Genomic DNA, 16,970 nt, shown 5'->3' on the forward strand with positions numbered 1-16,970 from the left:
ATTGCATTTGCTTATACGGCAACGATTGCGTTGCACAATCAGGCAGTACGTAAACGTTAAACTAGTGAAAAGGGAAAGGCATGTCCGGAATTGAAGCGGTATTTTTCGACTGTGACGGTACGCTGGTCGACAGTGAAGTGATCTGTTCCCGCGCGTATGTCGCAATGTTCCAGGAATTCGGTATCACCCTCGATCTCGAAGAAACTTTTAAACGCTTTAAGGGCGTAAAACTCTACGAAATCATTGATATCATAAATGAGGAACATGGGGTGACGTTGGCAAAAGCCGACTTAGAACCCGTCTACCGCGCCGAGGTCGCACGCCTGTTCGACTCAGAGCTGGAAGTGATCCCTGGTGCGAATACACTGCTGGACAGCATGACGGTGCCGATGTGCGTGGTCTCTAACGGTCCGGTCAGCAAAATGCAGCACTCGCTGGGTAAACTGGGCATGCTGCACCATTTCCCGGACAAGCTGTACAGCGGTTACGATATTCAACGCTGGAAGCCCGATCCGGCGCTGATGTTCCATGCGGCAAAAGCCATGAACGTTAACGCACAGAACTGCATTCTGGTAGACGACTCTTCTGCGGGTGCACAGTCAGGAATTGATGCAGGAATGGAAGTGTTCTACTTCTGCGCCGATCCGCATAACAAACCGATCGATCATCCGAAAGTGACAACCTTTACCAGCCTGGAACAGTTGCCAGCGTTGTGGAAGGCGCGCGGGTGGAATATTACGCGATAATAAAAAAGCCGGATGGCGTTCGCGCTTATCCGGCCTACAGGATCCATGGTTTTGTAGGGCGGGTAAGCGAAGCGCCACCCGCCAAAAAAATCACTCTTTCGGATCTTTACCCGCCAGCAGCTTATCCAGCTCATCGCCACCCACGTGGCGGAAATCCTGACCCTTCACGAAGTAAAAAATGTATTCGCAGATATTCTGGCAGCGGTCGCCAATACGCTCAATAGAGCGTGCGCAGAACAACGCGGTCAGCACGCTGGGAATCGTACGCGAATCTTCCATCATATAGGTCATCAGTTGACGTACGATCCCTTCGTATTCCTGGTCAACTTTCTTGTCTTCACGGTAGATACGAACCGCTTCGTCCAGATCCATACGCGCAAACGCATCCAGCACGTCGTGCAGCATCTGTATGGTATGACGACCCAGTGACTCCAGGCTCACCAACAGCGGCTGGTGCTGCTGGGAGAATTTCTCCAGCGCAGTACGACAAATTTTATCCGCCACGTCGCCAATACGCTCCAGCTCGGCGATGGTTTTGATGATAGCCATCACCAGACGCAGGTCGCTCGCCGTGGGCTGACGCTTGGCGATGATGCGAACACAGGCTTCATCGATCGCCACTTCCATCATGTTGACGTGCTTATCGCCATCAACAACGCGTTTCGCCAGCTCGCTGTCCTGATTGTGCATCGCGGTAATAGCATCAGAAAGCTGCTGCTCAACCATGCCGCCCATCGTCATTACCTGAGTGCGGATGCTTTCCAGTTCGGCGTTGAACTGACCGGAAATGTGTTTATTAAGGTTTAAATTGTCCATCATTTCTCCAGATGCCCGGGCATATCAACCGTAGCGGCCAGTAATGTAATCTTCGGTTTGTTTCTTCGCGGGCTTAGTGAACAGGTCGTCCGTGTTGCTGAACTCAATCAACTCGCCCAGGTACATAAACGCCGTATGGTCGGAACAACGCGCAGCCTGCTGCATGTTGTGGGTCACGATCACCACGGTGTAATCCTGTTTCAGCTCAGTAATCAGCTCTTCGATACGACCCGTTGAGATAGGATCCAGCGCTGAACATGGCTCATCCAGCAGCAAGACTTCCGGGCGAATGGCGATACCCCGCGCGATGCACAGACGCTGCTGCTGACCACCGGAGAGAGAGTACCCGCTCTGGTGCAATTTATCTTTGGTTTCATTCCACAGTGCGGCCTTGGTCAACGCCCACTGCACGCGCTCATCCATATCCGCACGGGACAGCTTCTCAAACAGACGCACGCCAAAAGCGATGTTGTCGTAGATAGACATCGGGAACGGCGTCGGCTTCTGGAATACCATCCCAACTTTGGCACGCAGCAGAGCGATATCCTGGGTGTTGGTGAGGATATTGTCACCATCCAGCAGAATTTCACCTTCCGCACGCTGTTCCGGATACAGTTCAAACATCTTGTTGAACGTACGCAGCAGCGTCGATTTACCGCAGCCAGAGGGCCCGATAAACGCCGTCACCTGATTCTTCGCGATATCCAGGTTGATGTTCTTCAGGGCATGGAATTTGCCGTAGTAGAAGTTCAAATCACGAACCTGAATCTTACCCGGAGCAGTATCAACCATACTCATTTCAATCTATTCCTTATTCATCATGCCTGATGGCGCTGCGCTTATCAGGCCTACGAAGAGGTAGGCCGGATAAGGCATTTGTGCCGCCATCCGGCAGTTTTTAACCGTGTTTACTCTTGGCGAAAATAACGCGTGCCAGAATGTTCAGCAGCAGTACGCACAGCGTAATGATCAGCACCCCGGCCCACGCCAGTTGCTGCCATTCAGCAAACGGGCTCATCGCAAATTTAAAGATGGTGACCGGCAGGTTGGCGATCGGCTGCATCATGTCGGTACTCCAGAACTGGTTGGAGAGCGCAGTAAACAGCAGCGGGGCGGTTTCACCCGCGATACGCGCAATCGCCAGCAGGATACCGGTCATAATCCCGGAAACAGACGCTTTCAACGTAATCGCGGAGATCATTTTCCACTTCGGCGTCCCCAGCGCATAAGCCGCTTCACGCAGGCTGTCCGGCACCAGTTTCAACATGTTCTCGGTGGTTCGAATCACGATAGGCACCTGCAGCAGCGCCAGCGCGATTACGCCCGCCCAGCCGGAGAAATGCTCCATCTGCGCCACCACGATGGTGTACACGAACAGACCAACCACAATAGACGGGGCGGAAAGCAGAATATCGTTGATGAAACGAATCACTTCCGCCAGCCACGATTTACGACCATATTCCGCCAGATAAATCCCGGCCATGATGCCCAACGGCGTACCAAACACGGTCGCCCAGAGGATCAACAAACCACTGCCCGCCAGGGCATTCGCCAGACCGCCACCCGTCGTGTTCGGCGGCGGCGTCATTTCGGTGAACAGCGCCAGCGACATTCCGTCGATACCGCGGGTAATCGTGGACATCAGTATCCAGACGAGCCAGAACAGGCCAAACGCCATCGTCGCCATTGAGAGCGTCAGCGCGATACGGTTTTTCATCCGGCGACGCGCCTGCATTTTGCGGCGGGATTCCGCCAGCGCTGCGGTGGTTTGCATTTCAAGCGTAGCCATTAGCGTGCCCCCTCGTTCTTCGCAAGGCGCAAAATCATAAACTTAGACGCTGCCAGCACGATGAAGGTAATCACAAACAGAATCAGCCCCAGTTCCATCAACGCCGCAACGTGCAGACCGGATTCCGCTTCCGCAAATTCATTCGCCAGCGCCGAGGTAATGCTGTTACCAGGCATATACAGCGACGCGCTGTCGAGCTGGTAGGTATTACCGATGATAAAGGTGACCGCCATCGTTTCACCCAGAGCACGACCCAGCCCCAGCATGATGCCGCCAATCACCCCATTTTTGGTGAACGGCAGTACGATGCGCCAGATAACCTCCCAGGTGGTGCAGCCGATACCGTAGGCAGACTCTTTCATCATCACCGGCGTTTGTTCGAACACATCACGCATTACCGCCGCAATGTAGGGAATTATCATGATGGCGAGGATCACCCCTGCCGCCAGAATACCGATACCAAACGCCGGGCCGGAGAACAGCGCGCCAACAAACGGAATGTTGGAAAGGATATTCCCGACCGGTTCCTGGAAATAAGTCGCAAACAACGGCGCAAAGATAAACAGGCCCCACATGCCGTATACGATACTCGGGATAGCCGCCAGCAGTTCAATTGCGATGCCCAGCGGGCGACGCAGCCAGCCAGGCGCAAGTTCCGTCAAAAACAGGGCAATGCCGAAGCTCACCGGAACGGCGATCAGCAGTGCGATAAAGGAGGTGACCAGCGTACCGTAGATCGGTACCAGCGCACCGTAGATGTCGTTTGGCGCGTCCCAGTCTTTCGTCCAGAGGAATGAGAAACCAAATTTCTCAATGCTGGGCCAGGAGGAGATGATCAGAGAGACAATAATGCCACCCAACATCAATAGCACAATCAGCGCAGCCAGTTTTACCAGCGCGCTGAAGATTTTGTCACCCTTTTTACCCGGCGGGTTAAAAGCAGGCTTGGTTGCAGCCATAAATCACTCTTTCCATTAAACGCGTTTACGAAGTTGCCCCAGCCGGATGGCGCTACGCTTATCCGGCCTACAAAGCGGACCTACATTCACAACTGTAGGGCGGATAAGCGTAGCGCCATCCGCCAATTCGTCAAAGATATTCTGTTAGTACAGCGCTTTACCGCTGCTGTCTTTCACATTGGTCTTCCATGCCGCACGGATCTGCTCAACCACGCTGTCCGGCAGGCTGGCGTAATCCAGGTCATTAGCCTGTTTGCCGCCATTTTTGTATGCCCAGTCGAAGAATTTCAGCACTTCAGCACCCTGCTCAGGTTTCTTCTGCTCTTTGTGAACCAGGATGAAAGTGGTGGAAGTAATTGGCCACGCACCGTCACCTTTCTGGTTCGTCAGATCCTGCGCGAAGGATTTGCTCCAGTCAGCACCTTTCGCGGCGTTGGCGAAGTTCTCTTCGGTCGGGCTAACCGGTTTGCCATCAGCTGAAATCAGCTTGGTATACGCCAGGTTGTTCTGCTTAGCGTAAGCGTATTCAACGTAACCGATGGAGCCTGGCAGACGCTGTACGAACGCGGCGATACCGTCGTTACCTTTACCGCCGAGGCCTGTCGGCCAGTTAACGGTAGAGCCTGCGCCCACTTTGGTCTTCCACTCTTCGTTGACTTTTGCCAGATAGCTGGTGAAGACGAAGGAGGTACCGGAACCATCAGCACGACGCACGACGGCGATGTTCTGAGAAGGCAATTTCACGCCCGGGTTCAGTTTGGTGATGGCTTCATCATCCCACTTCTTAATTTTACCCAGGTAGATGTCACCCAGCGTTTTACCATCCAGCACCAGTTCGCCAGACTTCAGACCCGGGATGTTCACCGCCAGTACCACGCCGCCAATAACGGTCGGGAACTGGAACAGGCCTTCCTGATTCAGTTTTTCGTCAGACAGCGGCGCATCAGAGGCACCGAAATCAACGGTATTCGCTGTAATTTGTTTAACACCACCGGAGGAGCCGATACCCTGGTAGTTGACTTTACTACCGGTCTCTTTCTGATAAGTATCAGCCCATTTGGCATACACCGGCGCAGGAAAAGTTGCACCTGCACCTGTCAGACTTGCTGCTGCTAACGCAGAGAAAGCGCTCATAGATAAGGTCGCGGCGACAACAGTTGCGACAGTGGTACGCATAACTTTCATAATGTCTCCTGCAAGATTTTCGTAAATCATTGTTAAGTGGCTACGATGAGCAAAATAGGACAAACAGGTGACAGTTAAATGTACGAAATATGACAGTTTTATGACAATGAAAATTTAAGTTAAATATAAATCATTTTTTTACTATTTATCATAAAGTTAACTAACACTATGACAATAGCTTTTCAGGAAAATTTTATTTCTGTGACACTGAAAAAAGTAGCTGAAGATGACGATTTGTCACATTAAAACGGCAGGAGAATTGATTAAAAACAGAGCGGAAGTGAAAAAAATGCCCCGCTTTCGCAGGGCATGAACGTTTTACTCGACGGTAACCGATTTAGCCAGGTTACGCGGCTGATCTACGTCGGTGCCTTTAATCAGCGCCACGTGATAGGCCAGCAGTTGTAGCGGCACGGTGTAGAAGATCGGTGCAATCACCTCTTCTACATGCGGCATCTCAATGATATGCATATTGTCGCTGCTGGCAAAACCGGCGTCCTGATCGGCGAAGACATACAGCTGGCCACCACGGGCGCGCACTTCTTCGATGTTGGACTTCAGTTTTTCCAGCAGTTCGTTGTTCGGGGCAACAACGATAACCGGCATATCGGCATCAATCAGCGCCAGTGGGCCGTGTTTCAGCTCACCTGCCGCATAGGCTTCTGCGTGAATGTAGGAGATCTCTTTCAGCTTCAACGCGCCTTCCAGCGCGATCGGATACTGATCGCCACGGCCCAGGAACAGAGCGTGATGTTTGTCAGAGAAATCTTCAGCCAACGCTTCAATGCGCTTGTCCTGAGAAAGCATTTGCTCGATACGGCTCGGCAGCGCCTGCAGACCATGAACGATGTCATGCTCAATGGACGCATCCAGACCTTTCAGGCGCGCCAGTTTCGCCACCAGCATCAGCAGAACGGTTAACTGAGTGGTAAACGCTTTCGTTGACGCCACGCCGATTTCCGTGCCGGCGTTGGTCATCATCGCCAGATCCGATTCACGCACCAGAGAAGATCCCGGAACGTTACAGATGGCGAGCGAGCCCAGATAGCCCAGCTCTTTCGACAAACGCAGGCCAGCCAGCGTATCTGCCGTTTCGCCAGACTGAGACAGGGTGATCATCAGGCTGTTACGGCGTACTGCTGATTTGCGGTAACGGAATTCTGAGGCGATTTCAACGTCGCACGGAATACCGGCCAGCGATTCAAACCAGTAGCGAGAAACCATCCCGGAGTTATAGGACGTCCCACACGCGATGATCTGGATATGCTCAACCTGAGACAACAGCTCGTTGGCCTTCGATCCAAGTTCGCTTAAATCTACTTCGCCGTGGCTAATGCGCCCGGTCAGAGTGTTTTTAATCGCGTTCGGCTGTTCGTAGATCTCTTTCTGCATGTAGTGGCGATAGATACCTTTATCACCCGCGTCATATTGCAGATTAGATTCAATGTCCTGACGTTTCACGTCCGCGCCAGTTTTATCAAAAATCGCGACAGAACGACGGGTCACTTCCGCAATATCGCCTTCTTCAAGGAAGATAAAGCGACGGGTTACCGGCAGCAGCGCCAACTGATCGGAGGCGATAAAGTTCTCGCCCATACCCAGACCGATAACCAGCGGACTACCCGAACGCGCAGCCAGCAACGTATCCGGATGACGGGTATCCATGATAACCGTACCGTACGCACCGCGCAGTTGCGGGATGGTGCGCAGCACGGCATCACGCAGTGTACCGCCCTGTTCCAGTTCCCAGTGCACTAAGTGAGCAATCACTTCGGTGTCTGTTTCTGAAACGAAGGTATAGCCGCGCGCTTTCAGTTCTTCACGCAGCGGTTCATGGTTTTCGATGATGCCGTTATGCACCACCACAATGTGTTCAGAAACATGCGGATGCGCGTTTGCTTCCGAAGGTTCGCCATGCGTAGCCCAACGGGTGTGAGCAATACCGGTGCCACCGTGCAGCGGATGTTCTTCCGCAGCCTGAGACAGCATCTGTACTTTACCCAGACGACGCAGACGGGTCATATGCCCTTCTGCGTCCACCACGGCCAGACCAGCAGAGTCGTAACCGCGGTATTCCAGACGACGTAAACCTTCAAGAAGGATTTCAGCTACATCACGTTGCGCGATAGCGCCAACAATTCCACACATATTTTTTTATTCCGAATCAAGGCATTATGCCTGTCGTTGTCTTTCGACCTGTATGCCCGTTTTTCGGGCGCCCCGAGCCTTGTAGAGAGTGGGGTTATTTTTATAGGTACTGCTTTTGGGCGGGAGGTATATGTTTACTTCCTCTCCCGGGTTTGCCTGATGACGGCTACGCCTTATCAGGCCTACTCAATCGTAGGGCGGGTAAGCGTAGCGCCACCCGCCTTATTGTTACTTTTTCTTCACCGGACGCTTCCAGCCCTGCTTATGCACCTGTGGCACACGGCTGATGACCAGTTCATTATCAGCGACGTCACGGGTGACGGTGGTCCCCGCTGCAATGGTCACCCCATTACCCACGGTCACCGGTGCCACCAGCTGGGTATCGGATCCGACAAACACATCATCGCCAATGATGGTTTTAAACTTGTTCGCGCCATCGTAGTTGCAGGTGATCGTACCTGCGCCAATATTCACGTTATCGCCAATTTCCGCATCGCCCAGATAGGTCAGGTGACCGGCTTTCGAGCCTTTACCGAGACGCGCTTTCTTCATCTCAACGAAGTTGCCCACGTGAGCACCTTCCATCAGCTGTGCACCAGGACGCAAACGAGCGAACGGCCCAATAGTGCATGCCGCGTCCAGATGGGCATCTTCCACCACGCTGTACGGACTGATTTCACAGTCATCGCCAATGACGCTGTTTTTAATGACGCAACCCGTCCCAATCTTCACGCGATGACCAAGCGTGACGTGACCTTCGATGATAACGTTAGTATCAATTTCGACATCTCGCCCGTGAGCGAGCGTACCGCGCAGGTCAAAACGCGCCGGATCGCGCAGCATCACGCCCGCCAGCAGCAGTTTTTCCGCTTGCTCGGACTGATAAACGCGTTCCAGACGGGAAAGTTGCAGACGGTTGTTTACACCTTCAACTTCACTCAGACGATCGGGATGAACTGCCGCGATTTCACGACCTTCCTGATAAGCCAGCGCAATGATATCGGTGATGTAGTATTCACCCTGTGCATTGTTATTGGTCAGTTTAGACAGCCAGCGCTTCATGTCAGCGCCGTTTGCAATCAGTATCCCGGTATTGATTTCCTGGATCTGACGCTGTTCATCGCTGGCATCTTTATGCTCAACGATACCGGTCACTTTGCCATTTTCACGCGTGATACGACCATAGCCGCTCGGATCGTCCAGCTTAACCGTGAGCAGACCAATCCCCCCCTGGGGTTTAGCATCGCGCAGGCGCTGTAAGGTTTCAATCGAGATCAGCGGGACGTCGCCGTAGAGCATTAAAATGTCTTCATCATCGCCAAAGAAAGGCGCTGCCTGCTGCATAGCGTGGCCTGTGCCCAACTGCTCCGCCTGCAACACCCAGTTCAGGTTGTCTTCTTTCAGGCTTTTTTTAAGCAGTTCGCCACCGTGGCCGTAAACGAGGTGCACCTGTGATGAACCTAATTCATTAGCAACATCAATGACATGCTGAACCATCGATTTCCCGGCAAGGGTATGCAGTACTTTTGGAAGATCGGAATACATACGTGTGCCTTTGCCTGCGGCAAGGATCACTACGCTCATCGCTTTATTCAACATACGCGTCCTGACTGTAATTTGAGAACGAATTTATACCGTTTCACGTTGAAAATACTACATTTTTTTCATCGTGAAATGGGCAGAGGATAAAACGCACAATCGCGAGTTTTCCCCAACGGAGATAGAGACATTTTCGTCCATTGCTGCGGCTTTTGTCTTCTGAAAAGTCACCTGATACCGTGATTAACACGCCAGGCCAATGTTTTTGCTCTTTTTTTGATCCATAAAGAAAGATGACGCAACAGTACAAAAATAGCAGGCAAAAAAAAACCAGCCTGAAATCAGACTGGTTTTTGTTTTTCAACCCGGTGTTACATCGCTTTTTTGGTCAACTCGATAACGCGCAGTTTCGCGATCGCTTTGGCCAGTTCCGCTGATGCCTGAGCGTAATCCACGTCACCATGAGAGCTCTTAATATGCTCTTCAGCCTTACGTTTCGCTTCCAGGGCTCTCGCTTCATCGAGATCCTGCCCGCGAATCGCGGTATCAGCCAGTACGGTCACGCTGCCAGGTTGCACTTCGAGAATGCCGCCAGACAGGTAGATAAACTCTTCATGACCGAACTGTTTAACGATGCGGATCATACCAGGCTTAATGGCGGTGAGCAGTGGGGCATGCCCAGGGAAAATCCCCAGTTCACCTTCACTACCCGTTACCTGGATTTTCTCGACCAGACCAGAGAACATTTGTTGCTCTGCGCTGACGACGTCCAGGTGGTAAGTCATTGCCATATCACCCTCCGATTAAGGCGTTAAAGTTTTTTGGCTTTTTCTACGGCTTCGTCGATAGAACCAACCATGTAGAACGCCTGCTCTGGCAGGTGGTCATACTCGCCTTCCATGATGCCTTTAAAGCCACGGATGGTGTCTTTCAGGGAAACGTATTTACCCGGAGAACCGGTGAATACTTCCGCAACGAAGAACGGCTGGGACAGGAAGCGCTGGATCTTACGCGCACGTGCTACCACCAGTTTGTCTTCTTCAGACAGTTCATCCATACCCAGGATGGCGATGATGTCTTTCAGTTCCTGATAACGTTGCAGCAGGGACTGTACGCCACGCGCGGTGTCGTAGTGTTCCTGACCAACCACCAGTGGATCCAGCTGACGGCTGGTGGAATCCAGCGGGTCAACGGCCGGGTAGATACCCAGAGACGCGATCTGACGGCTCAGTACCACGGTTGCATCTAAGTGAGCAAAGGTGGTGGCTGGTGACGGGTCAGTCAAGTCATCCGCAGGTACATATACCGCCTGAACGGAGGTAATAGAACCGGTTTTGGTAGAGGTGATACGTTCCTGCAGAACACCCATCTCTTCCGCCAGGGTCGGCTGGTAACCTACCGCTGATGGCATACGGCCCAGCAGTGCGGAAACTTCCGTACCGGCCAGGGTGTAACGATAGATGTTATCGACAAACAGCAGTACGTCACGACCTTCGTCACGGAATTTCTCTGCCATGGTCAGACCGGTCAGCGCAACGCGCAGACGGTTTCCCGGCGGCTCGTTCATCTGGCCATATACCAGGGATACTTTATCCAGAACGTTGGAGTCGGTCATTTCGTGGTAGAAGTCGTTACCCTCACGAGTACGTTCACCTACGCCCGCAAACACAGAGTAACCGGAGTGCTCGATCGCGATGTTACGGATGAGCTCCATCATGTTTACGGTTTTACCTACACCCGCACCACCGAACAGACCGACTTTACCGCCCTTCGCAAACGGACACATCAAGTCGATAACTTTGATACCGGTTTCCAGCAGTTCCTGAGAGCTGGACAGCTCTTCATAGGACGGCGCTGCGCGGTGGATAGCCCAACGCTCTTCTTCACCGATATCGCCTTTCATGTCGATCGGGTGACCCAGGACGTTCATGATACGACCCAGGGTTGCTTTACCTACCGGGACTTCGATCGGGTGCTCGAGGTCTTTCACTTCCAGACCACGACGCAGACCGTCGGAAGAACCCATTGCGATGGTACGTACGATACCGCCGCCGAGCTGCTGCTGAACTTCCAGCACCAGACTCTCTTTACCATTCATAACCTCAAGAGCATCGTACACGCGCGGTACGGCATCCTGAGGGAATTCGACGTCAACCACGGCGCCGATTACCTGGACAATTTTTCCAGTAGCCATCTTGAATCCTCTACGAATTAACCTGGTTATACCGCGGATGCACCACCGACGATTTCGGTGAGTTCCTGAGTAATGCTGGCCTGACGAGCTTTGTTGTATACCAACTGCAGCTCTTTAATCAGGCTGCCGCCATTGTCGGTCGCGGCTTTCATCGCCACCATACGTGCGGCCTGCTCGCTGGCCAGGTTTTCTACCACGCCCTGATAAACCTGAGACTCAACGTAACGACGCAGCAGGGTATCCAGCAGCGGTTTCGGATCGGGTTCATACAGGTAATCCCAGGCTTTTTGTTTTAACTCTTCATCTTCTGATGCCGGTAATGGCAGCAGTTGAGTGAGAGTCGGAACCTGAGACATGGTGTTGATAAATTTGTTGCTGACAACGTACAGTCTGTCCAGACGACCTTCATCGTAGGCCTGCAGCATCACTTTAACCGGACCGATCAGTTCGGACAGGGAAGGGTTATCCCCCATACCGGTTACCTGAGCAACCACGTTACCACCAACGGAATTAAAGAAAGACACGCCCTTAGAGCCGATCATTGCGATATCGCACTGAACGCCTTTATCGGACCATGTTTTCATATCCGCCAGCAGCTTTTTGAACAGGTTAATGTTCAAGCCACCGCACAGACCACGGTCAGTCGACACCACCAGGTAGCCCACGCGTTTAACGTCGCGTTCTTCCAGGTACGGGTGCTTATATTCCAGATTACCATTCGCAAGGTGACCAATCACTTTGCGCATGGTCTCTGCATAAGGACGGCTGGCCGCCATGCGATCCTGCGATTTACGCATTTTGGAAGCGGCGACCATCTCCATCGCTTTAGTGATCTTCTGCGTGTTCTGGACGCTTGCGATCTTACTACGTATCTCTTTTGCGCCGGCCATGAGCTTCTCCTCAATGCCTTGCGGCCTGTCCTAAGACAAGCCGCCAGACGTTACCAGGACTGGGTTGCTTTGAAGGAATCGAGGATAGCTTTCAGCTTGCCTTCGATTTCGTCGTTATAGCCACCGGACTGGTTAATCTCTTGCATCAGCGGAGCGTGATCACGGTCGACGTAAGCCAGCAGAGCGGCTTCGAAGCTACCGATTTTCGCCAGTTCCACATCTTCGAGGTAACCGCGTTCAGCCGCAAACAGCACCACGCCCTGTTGTGCAACAGACATTGGGGCATACTGTTTCTGCTTCAGCAGTTCAGTTACTTTCTGACCGTGGCTCAGCTGCTTACGAGTAGCTTCATCCAGGTCGGAAGCGAACTGAGAAAACGCTGCCAGTTCACGATACTGTGCCAGCGCGGTACGAATACCACCGGACAGTTTCTTGATGATCTTGGTCTGCGCTGCGCCACCTACACGAGATACGGAGATACCCGGGTTAACAGCCGGACGAATACCGGAGTTGAACAGGTTGGTTTCCAGGAAGATCTGACCATCGGTAATAGAAATTACGTTGGTCGGAACGAACGCAGAAACGTCACCCGCCTGGGTTTCGATAATCGGCAGAGCGGTCAGGGAGCCGGTTTTACCTTTCACTTCACCATTGGTGAATTTCTCAACGTATTCCGCGTTAACGCGGGATGCGCGCTCCAGCAGACGGGAGTGGAGGTAGAATACGTCACCCGGGAAGGCTTCACGTCCTGGCGGACGACGGAGCAGCAGGGAAACCTGACGGTAAGCAACAGCCTGTTTAGACAGGTCATCATAAACGATCAGAGCATCTTCACCGCGGTCACGGAAGTATTCGCCCATTGCACAACCGGCATACGGCGCCAGGTATTGCAGTGCAGCAGATTCAGACGCGGTCGCCACCACAACAATGGTGTTGGCAAGTGCACCGTGTTCTTCCAGCTTACGAACCACGTTAGAAATAGTGGACGCTTTCTGGCCGATAGCCACGTACACACATTTGATGCCGGAGTCACGCTGGTTGATGATGGCATCGATTGCCATCGCGGTTTTACCGGTCTGACGGTCACCGATGATCAACTCACGCTGACCACGACCGATTGGGATCATGGCATCAACGGATTTATAACCGGTCTGCACCGGCTGATCGACGGACTGACGTTCGATTACGCCCGGTGCGATAACTTCGATTGGCGAGAAGCCATCGTTATCAACCGGACCTTTACCGTCAATCGGAGAACCCAGCGTGTTCACCACACGACCCAGCAGGCCACGGCCAACCGGAACTTCCAGAATACGCCCAGTACACTTAACCTTCATGCCTTCGGCGAGGTCAGCGTATGGACCCATCACCACTGCACCCACGGAGTCGCGCTCCAGGTTCAGTGCGATAGCGTAACGGTTACCCGGCAGGGAAATCATCTCACCCTGCATACAATCGGCCAGGCCGTGAATGCGGATAACACCGTCACTTACAGAAACAATAGTACCTTCGTTGTGAGCTTCACTCACAACATTGAACTGAGCAATGCGCTGCTTGATCAGTTCGCTGATTTCGGTGGAATTCAGTTGCATGCTCCAGTCCCCTTAAGACTGCAAGACGTCTGCAAGGCGTTCAAGACGGCCGCGTACGCTGCCATCAATGACCATATCACCCGCACGGATGATTACGCCCGCCATTACAGACTTATCGATTTTGCAATTCAGCTTAACTTTGCGTGACAGACGTTTTTCCATCGCAGCACTAATCTTCGCAAGCTGTTCTTCACTCAGTTCGTTCGCGGACGTGACTTCTACCTCAGAGATAGACTCACTCGCGGCACGCAGGTGAATAAACTGCTCAAGAACATCCGGGAGCGCGTTCAGACGGTTATTTTCAGCCATCACCTTAATCAGGTTCTGACCGTTTTCGTCCAGTTGCTCACCGCAAACTGCGATAAACGACTTAGCGAGCGTTTCCGGCGCCAGCGCGCCAGAGAGAAGCTCTGCCATTTGTTCGTTCTTAGTCACCTCAGCGGCAAACGCCAGCATGTCCTGCCAGCGCTCTACACATTGGTGTTCAACGGCAAAGTCAAAAGCTGCTTTGGCGTAGGGGCGAGCTACCGTAATAAATTCAGACATCAGCCCCTCCCTCCTTACAGTTCAGCGACAAGTTTATCCACGATGTCGCTGTTAGCAGCTTCATCCACGGAACGTTCGATGATCTTCTCGGCGCCAGCAACAGCCAGGATAGCAACTTGCTTACGCAGCTCTTCACGGGCACGTTTACGCTCGGCATCAATTTCCGCCTGCGCCTGGGCCACGATTTTAGTACGTTCCTGCTCTGCTTCCGTTTTGGCTTCGTCCAGGATCTGAGCGCGACGTTTGTTCGCCTGCTCGATGATTACCTGAGCTTCCGCCTTCGCTTTTTTCAGCTGGTCGGTCGCGCTGGCCTTTGCAAGGTCAAGATCCTTGTGTGCGCGTTCAGCAGAAGCGAGACCGTCAGCAATTTCTTTTTGACGCTTCTCGATGGCAGCCATTAACGGCGGCCATACATACTTCATGCAGAACAGAACAAACAGGACAAACGCGATGGCCTGGCCGAGGATTGTTGCGTTAAGATTCACAGCACAATGCCTCTATTTAGTTAACGTTCTGATATTGCTCTTAATTCAAGCAACGCTTACTACGCGACAGCGAACATCACGTACAGACCCAGACCTACAGCGATCATCGGGATAGCATCCACCAGACCCATAACGATAAAGAACTGAGTACGCAGCAGAGGAATCAGATCAGGTTGACGCGCTGCGCCTTCCAGGAATTTACCCCCGAGGATGCCGATACCGATCGCAGCACCGATTGCCGCCAGACCCATCATCACAGCGGCAGCCATGTACAGCAGATCCATATTCAGGTTTTCCATGACAGTCTCCAGTTTGTTTCAGTTAAAACGTAGTAGTGTTGGTAAATTAATGCTCTTCAGACGCCATCGACAGATAGACAATCGTCAGAACCATGAAGATGAAGGCTTGCAGCGTAATAATCAGGATGTGGAAAATGGCCCAGGGCACATTCAGGATCCACTGTGACCACCACGGCAACAGACCAGCAATCAGAATGAAAATCAGCTCACCGGCATACATGTTGCCGAACAGTCGCAGACCGAGAGAAACCGGTTTAGATAGCAGACTTACCCCTTCAAGGATTAAGTTGACAGGGATGAACGCCCAGTGATTGAACGGCTGCAGCGTCAACTCTTTCGTGAAGCCACCGATGCCTTTCATTTTGATGCTGTAGAACAGAATGAGGATAAATACGCCGAGCGCCATGGACAGGGTAATGTTCACGTCAGCAGACGGAACCACACGCAGTGCAGGCAGACCGAAGATATGCTCGCCGATGTACGGCAGCAAGTCGATTGGCAGTAAGTCCATCAGGTTCATCAGGAATACCCAGACGAAGATAGTCAGGGCCAGCGGTGCAATCAGCTTGCTTTTGCCATGGTACATGTCTTTCACGCTACCATGCACAAAGCCGATTACCAGCTCAATCGCGGTCTGAAACTTACCTGGTACGCCGCTGGTCGCCTTTTTGGCCACGCTGCGGAACATAAGCAGGAACAACAGACCCAGCACCACCGAGAAAAACATGGAGTCAATATTGATCGTCCAGAAGGTGGCTGGGGGGTTATACGGATCTACCAGCGAGAATGTACGCAGGTCCAGCTGAAGGTTGTTCAGGTGGTGTCCTATGTAATCCTGCGGCGTCATATTTTCTGAAGCCATGATGCCTTTTACCCTTTGTTGTTAATTACAGCCGGCGCCAGTATCTGAACCACCAGCACCAAAACCCACGTAACTATTAGCGGCAAAAATACCGCCTTGAAAACCGCCAGCGCCACCACCAGCAACATCAGCATCGCTAACACCTTGAAGGCTTCGCCGAAGGCGAACGTCCAGGCCACTCGGCCTTTAGCAGGTGTATGCGCCTGGTGACGCCAGGCAAATATCATAAACAACACGTTAGGCAGAAAGACTGCCATACCGCCGCATATTGCGGAAGTGCCCCAGAAGAGGTCTTTGAGGCTGAACAGCAATCCACTTGCTACTACCGCCAGAAACTGAATGAACAGAAGCTTACGAGCAACGTTTCGACTCAAGAGCGACACAGACATCACGTTTTTAACTCCTGCTCCCTTCGAGGTATGCCGCGTGTCGTATAAAACGTTCTTTAAGGCTTAGAGTCAAGCATCAAAAAGCGGTCAAATTATACGGTGCGCCCTCGTGATTTCAAACAATAAGTAGCTAAAAGGTGAATAAATGTTTAAATATTTTTCCCTGGCCCACATTTATGACTTTTAGCCAAACTGTGAACGATCATGCAAAACTGCAAATAGCGCGTAAACACTGGTGTTAAAGCGTGCTTCAGATCACACATTGAGCATATTCGCCCCGACGGTATTTATTTACTTGGCAAATGATGCCTTTTCAACTTTCTGATATTTAAGCCTAAAATCACTCACTCTTTTAAAAACGACTGATTACATCTCAAAAACCAATCATTGACATTTTTAATAAAAATTCAACACCAGGGAGTGGTTCTCTACCTGGATTTTTAGCAGCCTGATATTTTCAGTGTTGACTAATTTTGTCTTTAGCCAAAAACGCCACGTTGCTCTGTTGATAATAGACAGTGAACGTGGCGT

General features: G+C 52.1%; 17 protein-coding genes. 1 reads left to right on the forward strand and 16 read right to left on the reverse strand.

Annotated elements, in window-relative coordinates:
* The first annotated feature begins 80 nt into the window (after positions 1-80).
* On the forward strand, positions 81-746 hold the full coding sequence (gene yieH, locus QQZ17_RS13450; protein WP_152400832.1) for a 6-phosphogluconate phosphatase: 666 nt from the start codon (positions 81-83) through the stop codon (positions 744-746).
* Positions 747-836: 90 nt separating this feature from the next.
* Here yieH and phoU read toward each other — a convergent pair whose 3' ends face one another.
* The 16 genes from phoU to atpI form a co-directional block, all read right to left on the reverse strand.
* A complete protein-coding gene (gene phoU / locus QQZ17_RS13455; protein ID WP_042998746.1) occupies positions 837-1,562 on the reverse strand; it encodes a phosphate signaling complex protein PhoU in 726 nt (241 codons plus the stop codon).
* A gap of 24 nt (positions 1,563-1,586) precedes the next feature.
* On the reverse strand, positions 1,587-2,360 hold the full coding sequence (gene pstB, locus QQZ17_RS13460) for a phosphate ABC transporter ATP-binding protein PstB (protein ID WP_042998747.1): 774 nt from the start codon (positions 2,358-2,360) through the stop codon (positions 1,587-1,589).
* A gap of 100 nt (positions 2,361-2,460) precedes the next feature.
* Positions 2,461-3,351: a phosphate ABC transporter permease PstA gene (pstA, locus tag QQZ17_RS13465; RefSeq protein WP_152400834.1), complete on the reverse strand. Its 891-nt coding sequence runs from the start codon at positions 3,349-3,351 to the stop codon at positions 2,461-2,463.
* Entirely contained in the window at positions 3,351-4,310 is a 960-nt protein-coding gene (gene pstC / locus QQZ17_RS13470) for a phosphate ABC transporter permease PstC (RefSeq protein ID WP_042323550.1), read from the reverse strand. Before pstC ends, pstA begins: the two co-directional genes overlap by 1 nt.
* A gap of 144 nt (positions 4,311-4,454) precedes the next feature.
* Positions 4,455-5,495: a phosphate ABC transporter substrate-binding protein PstS gene (pstS, locus tag QQZ17_RS13475; RefSeq protein ID WP_152400835.1), complete on the reverse strand. Its 1,041-nt coding sequence runs from the start codon at positions 5,493-5,495 to the stop codon at positions 4,455-4,457.
* Between the two features lie 318 nt (positions 5,496-5,813).
* The gene (gene glmS, locus QQZ17_RS13480) at positions 5,814-7,643 is read right to left on the reverse strand and encodes a glutamine--fructose-6-phosphate transaminase (isomerizing) (RefSeq protein ID WP_152400837.1); all 1,830 of its coding nucleotides are present in this window, start codon (positions 7,641-7,643) and stop codon (positions 5,814-5,816) included.
* Positions 7,644-7,871: 228 nt separating this feature from the next.
* Positions 7,872-9,242 carry a bifunctional UDP-N-acetylglucosamine diphosphorylase/glucosamine-1-phosphate N-acetyltransferase GlmU gene (gene glmU, locus QQZ17_RS13485; protein WP_152400838.1) on the reverse strand — a complete coding sequence of 457 codons (1,371 nt, stop codon included), beginning with the start codon at positions 9,240-9,242 and terminating at the stop codon, positions 7,872-7,874.
* A 311-nt stretch (positions 9,243-9,553) separates the two neighbouring features.
* Positions 9,554-9,973 carry a F0F1 ATP synthase subunit epsilon gene (locus QQZ17_RS13490; RefSeq protein ID WP_003023809.1) on the reverse strand — a complete coding sequence of 140 codons (420 nt, stop codon included), beginning with the start codon at positions 9,971-9,973 and terminating at the stop codon, positions 9,554-9,556.
* Positions 9,974-9,993: 20 nt separating this feature from the next.
* Positions 9,994-11,376, reverse strand: a complete 1,383-nt coding sequence (gene atpD / locus QQZ17_RS13495) for a F0F1 ATP synthase subunit beta (protein ID WP_003023806.1) — start codon at positions 11,374-11,376, stop codon at positions 9,994-9,996.
* Positions 11,377-11,402: 26 nt separating this feature from the next.
* On the reverse strand, positions 11,403-12,266 hold the full coding sequence (gene atpG / locus QQZ17_RS13500; RefSeq protein ID WP_005121458.1) for a F0F1 ATP synthase subunit gamma: 864 nt from the start codon (positions 12,264-12,266) through the stop codon (positions 11,403-11,405).
* 50 nt (positions 12,267-12,316) lie between these two features.
* Entirely contained in the window at positions 12,317-13,858 is a 1,542-nt protein-coding gene (gene atpA / locus QQZ17_RS13505) for a F0F1 ATP synthase subunit alpha (protein ID WP_042323559.1), read from the reverse strand.
* A 12-nt stretch (positions 13,859-13,870) separates the two neighbouring features.
* The gene (gene atpH / locus QQZ17_RS13510; RefSeq protein ID WP_152400840.1) at positions 13,871-14,404 is read right to left on the reverse strand and encodes a F0F1 ATP synthase subunit delta; all 534 of its coding nucleotides are present in this window, start codon (positions 14,402-14,404) and stop codon (positions 13,871-13,873) included.
* A 14-nt stretch (positions 14,405-14,418) separates the two neighbouring features.
* Positions 14,419-14,889: a F0F1 ATP synthase subunit B gene (gene atpF / locus QQZ17_RS13515; RefSeq protein ID WP_003827022.1), complete on the reverse strand. Its 471-nt coding sequence runs from the start codon at positions 14,887-14,889 to the stop codon at positions 14,419-14,421.
* A gap of 59 nt (positions 14,890-14,948) precedes the next feature.
* Positions 14,949-15,188: a F0F1 ATP synthase subunit C gene (gene atpE, locus QQZ17_RS13520; RefSeq protein WP_000429386.1), complete on the reverse strand. Its 240-nt coding sequence runs from the start codon at positions 15,186-15,188 to the stop codon at positions 14,949-14,951.
* A gap of 46 nt (positions 15,189-15,234) precedes the next feature.
* Positions 15,235-16,050: a F0F1 ATP synthase subunit A gene (gene atpB, locus QQZ17_RS13525; RefSeq protein WP_152400842.1), complete on the reverse strand. Its 816-nt coding sequence runs from the start codon at positions 16,048-16,050 to the stop codon at positions 15,235-15,237.
* An 8-nt stretch (positions 16,051-16,058) separates the two neighbouring features.
* On the reverse strand, positions 16,059-16,439 hold the full coding sequence (gene atpI, locus QQZ17_RS13530) for a F0F1 ATP synthase subunit I (protein ID WP_152400844.1): 381 nt from the start codon (positions 16,437-16,439) through the stop codon (positions 16,059-16,061).
* Positions 16,440-16,970: the final 531 nt, after the last annotated feature.

The sequence above is a fragment of the Citrobacter sp. T1.2D-1 genome (genome assembly GCF_950098555.1).
Taxonomy (GTDB): domain Bacteria; phylum Pseudomonadota; class Gammaproteobacteria; order Enterobacterales; family Enterobacteriaceae; genus Citrobacter_A; species Citrobacter_A telavivensis.